We start from the raw sequence: 4,396 nt of genomic DNA on the forward strand, positions 1-4,396 counted from the left end.
GTTTCCCTCCCGCACGGGAGGCGCGCACCCGGTGCCGCGGCCCATGATCGGTCCTGTCCGGAGGAACCGGACGGATCGACTAATCACGGAGGGACCCCGGGATGGGAATACAGGGAACGGCGGCGGCCACGCGGCCGGCGGCAGGGCGCAACACTCCGGCGACGGCGGCCGTCGTGCTGGGCGCGCTCGGGCTGTTCACCTCGTTCGCGGTCGTCGGCGGCGTCCTCGGGCTCGCCGGGCTGTGCACGGGGGCCTTCGGCCTGCGGGGGGCCGGGCGCCGTGACGGCGGCGTCGCCGTCGGCCGGGCCCGGGCGGTCATCGGGCTGGTGCTGTCACTCGCCGCGGTCGCCGTTTCCGTCCTGGCCGCGGTTCTGCTCGTCTGGTACGCGAACCGGACGCAGGAGTGCTACCGGCCCGAGGACCTCCACCAGTACGTCGAATGCGTCCGCCGGAACCTCGGGTCCCGATAGGCCCGGACGGCGATGCCGGAGCCCCGCACAGGCCGGCCGCGGGTTCACGCTTCCGCCCGGGCGGCTTCCTGCAACGCCTCAAGGACGGCGGCGAGTTCACCCTCGGCGGGGGCGGCGGGGAACTGGTGGACCTCGACGCCGCCGCTCTCGTGGACCAGCAGGCGCCAGGGACCGGTCGCGGCCCGGATGGCGGCCGACGGCGGGAAGGGGCGGGCCCGGACGTCGTGCCAGAGGCTGTTGACGGGGTAGCGGACCCTGTCCTGGGAGGCCTGGCCGAACTGCGCCTGCGTCCACAGGAAGCGGGCGGTGGCGGCCTCGCGGGTGCGGAAGCGGTGGACGGCGTGGAGGTCGAACCGTGTCGGGTCGCTCTTGCTCTGGTGCTCCTGCACCACCCACCACACCACCGTGCGCCGCCCTCCTCGTCCAGCACTCGACCGTCCTGCGGCATTCTCCCCGGAGGGGCCCGCCCCTGCCACCCGTTCGCAGCAGCCGGGCACACCATGACGTGATCTCACCCGCGTCGGCGCGGAGGCGGCACATCGCGGCGGACGCCTGACCGGACGAGTGATCACGGAGGGACCTCCGGGGCGTCATCCTCCGGTGGTCACAGCCCGTCGGGAATGCTGGACCGGTGGCGCTCTGGATGCTCAACCATCTCAGTACCCTCACTCTCACCCTCCTCGTGGTGGGCGGGATCGTCGCGCTCTCGCTGCTCGGCAGCGTCCTGGTCCGCCGCAGGTACCCCGTACTCGCCGAGGGCGAGCACAACGACATGGTCGGCGTCGTCCTCGGGGTCTTCGGAGCCATCTACGGCATCATCCTGGCCTTCGTCGTGGTCACCCTGTGGACCCAGCTGGAGACCGCGCAGGCCGTGGTGTCCGCCGAGGCCACGGACCTCGCGGTGATCGTGCGCGACGCCGAGGCCTTCCCCCAGGAGGCCCAGAACAAGATCGACCGGTCCGTCGCCGACTACGTCCGCGCCGTCGTGGACCAGTCGTGGCCACGGATGCGGCAGGGTCGCGGCGATTTCGACGCGACCGAACCCCAGATGCGCGCCATGTTCGACGCCCTCCAGGCCTACAACCCCCAAAGCGCACGCCAAGAGGCCTTCTACGACGAGATGGTCAGCCGCCTCAACGACGTCTCCGCACAGCGCCGAGCCCGGATCGCCACCGCGTCCACCCAGCTCCCCGTCCTCCTCCAGGCCCTCGCCTACGGCGGCGCGCTGGTCCTGATCCCCCTCACGTTCCTCTACGGCATCAGACGCGTGCGCATGCAACTGCTCTTCGTAGGAGCCGTGTCCGGACTGATCGGCTTCACCCTGCTCCTGATCATCGTCCTCGACCGGCCCTTCGCCGGTGACCTCTGCGTCAGCCCCGCCGCCTACACCCAGGGCGCACTCGAACGCTTCTGGTACGGATGACGTGTCAGGCCGCGGGGGCTTTCGAGGTGAGGGTGAAGGAGCCGAAGGTGCCCTTCGCCGCGAAGAACAGCCCGCCGTCGCCGGCGGCGGCCAATGCGTTCAGGCGCCTGCCTGACAGGGAACACCCCTCCACGTGCCGGCCGTCGGGCCCCAGCCGCCGGATGCCGCCGTTGACGTCCCCGACCAGGAGGCCGTCGGCGTACGGCAGCGGGTCGGCCACCATCCGCCGGTCCGCCTCGACCGCCCACGGCGACGTCCCGTCGGTGGGATCCACCGCGAGAAACCCTCCGCCGGACCGCATCATCCAGACCGACCCGTCGATGCACCCGACCGCCCGGAACGGCCCGTAGGTTCCGAGCCGGGCGGGCCGCTCCGCACCGGTCCCGAAGGTCATCAGCGACGCGGCCTCCCCGACCGCCACCACCCGGTCCGCGTCCACCGGGACGAACGCCTTCACGTCGGGTCCCGCGAGCGGGTCCGGCAGCCGCCACCGCGCCAGGTCGCTCCCGTCAGCCGGATCGAGGAGAACCGCCTCGCACCCGCTGCCGGTGAGCACCCCGCCGGCCCACGCCAGGGTCCGTACGGACGTCACCGGCGACGGTGTCGTCCACCGGACGCCCCCGTCGGCGAGGTCCAGGCCGCTCATCGGGGTGTAGCCGCGCCAACCGCCGATCACCACGGTGTCCGAACAGACCGCGAGGTTCCCCGTCCATCTCGGTGTCGGGGTGCTCCACAGCGACGCGCCCGTCCGCAGATCGATACAGGACAGGAGGTCCGGCGTCTGCGGCAACACCAGCACGCGGTCCCCCGCGAGGACGATCCCGCGCGGCCAGGTACCGAGCGGGACGTCCCAGCGCACCGCGCCGTCGGCACGCTCCAGGCAGACCAGCCGGGTGTGCCGCTCATGCAGGACGACACAGTCCGGCCCCAGGACGAATGCGGAAGAGCCGCCCCGCTGGTGCAGGTCACGCTCCCAGAGGACTGTGGCGATCATCAGGCCATCCCACCACTGGCGGCCCGCCCCCGACGAAGGTGCCCCCTGGCCCGGGACGGCCACCCGTGGCGGTCTCGCGCCGGCCTAGTAGCCGGTGACGTAGGTCCAGTCGCCGCTCTGGGAGTACGGGACGGAGACGTGGGTGCCCCAGCTGTAGTTGTTCTGGCAGTTGTAGCTGTTGTACGACTTGACCGTCAGGTCACCCCGCCACCACCAGCCGGAGATACGGGTGGTCCCGCCCGAGTTGATGTTGAAGCAGCCGAGGCTCTCCTCGCCGTTGTTGTTGTAGCCGTAGAGCTCGATCGAGTGCCGGTAGCCGGGCGTCGCGTGGTCCGTGAAGGAGATCTGCTGCCCGTTGGTGCCGGCGGAGGCCGTACCCGCGCCCACGAGGACTCCGGTGGTGGCCAGGGCGAGGCTGCCGGCGGCTGCGGCGGCGCGGGCCGCGATGTTCTTGGACATACGAGAATGTCCCCCGTTCGGTCGATGGCATCGTGCGTCCGGAGAACACGTTGGTCTCCGGACGTTTCATGATCAGGGTACTTGCTCGTATCGGTGGGGCAACTGCCTTTTATCAATGGACAATTGGGGTCAAGACCGAGCCCGTCGAAGGTGTGGCGGCCAGCGGCGGATATGGTGATCATGTCGGTGGGCGCGGCCGGCAAACGGGGGAGAACCAGTGGGCGAACAGCTCGACTTCAGAATGCTCGGCCCGCTCACGGTCACCGTGGGTGGGCGCGTGGTCGCGCTCGGAGGCGCCCGTCAACGCACGGTCCTCGGCCTTCTGCTGCTGAACGCCGGACGGATCGTGCCCGTCGACACCCTGGTGGACGTGGTCTGGCACGACGGCCCGCCCGCCACCGCCCGGACCCAGATCGCCATCGTCATCGCGGCCCTGCGCAAGGCGCTCAAGGCCGAGGGCGTGGACGAGGAGGTCATCGCCACCGCGCACCCCGGCTACGTCCTGCGCGTCGACGGGCACGCGCTCGACGGCCTCACCTTCACCGGCCTGGTCGCCGAGGCGGAGACCGCGACGCGCGAGCACAGGCCGGCCGACGCCGCCCGCGCCTACGGCGAGGCCCTCGGGCTGTGGCGCGGCCCCGCGCTCGCCGGGGTCACCGGGCAGGCCGTCGAGGCCGAGGCCGCCCGGTGGGACGAGGTCCGGGTCAACGTCCACGAGGCGCTGACCGACGTACGGCTCGAACTCGGCCAGCACCAACTGCTGCTGCCCCAGCTCGCGGCCGCGGTGCGCGAGCACCCGCTGCGCGAACGGGCCCGCCACCAGCTCATCCTCGCCCAGTACCGCTCCGGGCGCCGGGCCGAGGCGATGGAGAGCTTCCGGGAGGCCCGGCGCCGGTTCATCGACGAGCTCGGCATGGCTCCCGGGCCCGAACTGGTCGAGCTGCACGAGGCGATCCTGCGGGACGACCCGGCGCTCCTCCCGGCCGCCGTCCCACCGCGGGGCGGCGGCGCGGGACCCGCCCGGCAGGCGCCCCCGGCCGCACCCCCCGG

6 protein-coding genes are annotated in these 4,396 nt (G+C 72.1%); 3 read left to right on the forward strand and 3 right to left on the reverse strand.

Translation table 11 applies throughout. The annotated features are described in order from the left end of the window. Positions 1-101: 101 nt before the first annotated feature. Entirely contained in the window at positions 102-470 is a 369-nt protein-coding gene (locus AB0O29_RS34260; protein WP_365159859.1) for a DUF4190 domain-containing protein, read from the forward strand. Between the two features lie 44 nt (positions 471-514). On the opposite strand, the gene AB0O29_RS34265 is transcribed toward AB0O29_RS34260, so the two are convergent. Next, positions 515-862, reverse strand: a complete 348-nt coding sequence (locus AB0O29_RS34265; protein WP_365159862.1) for a hypothetical protein — start codon at positions 860-862, stop codon at positions 515-517. A gap of 251 nt (positions 863-1,113) precedes the next feature. On the opposite strand from AB0O29_RS34265, the gene AB0O29_RS34270 reads away from it, so the two are divergent. Then, positions 1,114-1,893 carry a DUF4239 domain-containing protein gene (locus AB0O29_RS34270; RefSeq protein ID WP_365159864.1) on the forward strand — a complete coding sequence of 260 codons (780 nt, stop codon included), beginning with the start codon at positions 1,114-1,116 and terminating at the stop codon, positions 1,891-1,893. A 4-nt stretch (positions 1,894-1,897) separates the two neighbouring features. Here AB0O29_RS34270 and AB0O29_RS34275 read toward each other — a convergent pair whose 3' ends face one another. Continuing rightward, complete coding sequence (locus tag AB0O29_RS34275) at positions 1,898-2,887, reverse strand: PQQ-binding-like beta-propeller repeat protein (protein ID WP_365159867.1); 990 nt, start codon at positions 2,885-2,887, stop codon at positions 1,898-1,900. 84 nt (positions 2,888-2,971) lie between these two features. Next, a complete protein-coding gene (locus tag AB0O29_RS34280) occupies positions 2,972-3,346 on the reverse strand; it encodes a hypothetical protein (RefSeq protein ID WP_365159870.1) in 375 nt (124 codons plus the stop codon). A gap of 217 nt (positions 3,347-3,563) precedes the next feature. On the opposite strand from AB0O29_RS34280, the gene AB0O29_RS34285 reads away from it, so the two are divergent. Further along, positions 3,564-4,396: AfsR/SARP family transcriptional regulator (locus tag AB0O29_RS34285; protein WP_365159873.1), on the forward strand; the 833-nt coding region annotated here is incomplete at its 3' end.

The organism is Streptomyces sp. NPDC089915, assembly GCF_040684675.1.
Taxonomy (GTDB): domain Bacteria; phylum Actinomycetota; class Actinomycetes; order Streptomycetales; family Streptomycetaceae; genus Streptomyces.

Bases quoted from the DNA above. Each gene is read 5' to 3' on its own strand.
- AB0O29_RS34260 (WP_365159859.1), top strand. From the start codon at position 102: ATGGGAATACAGGGAACGGCGGCGGCCACGCGGCCGGCGGCAGGGCGC.
- AB0O29_RS34270 (WP_365159864.1), top strand. From the start codon at position 1,114: ATGCTCAACCATCTCAGTACCCTCACTCTCACCCTCCTCGTGGTGGGC.
- AB0O29_RS34275 (WP_365159867.1), bottom strand. From the start codon at position 2,887: ATGATCGCCACAGTCCTCTGGGAGCGTGACCTGCACCAGCGGGGCGGC.
- AB0O29_RS34280 (WP_365159870.1), bottom strand. From the start codon at position 3,346: ATGTCCAAGAACATCGCGGCCCGCGCCGCCGCAGCCGCCGGCAGCCTC.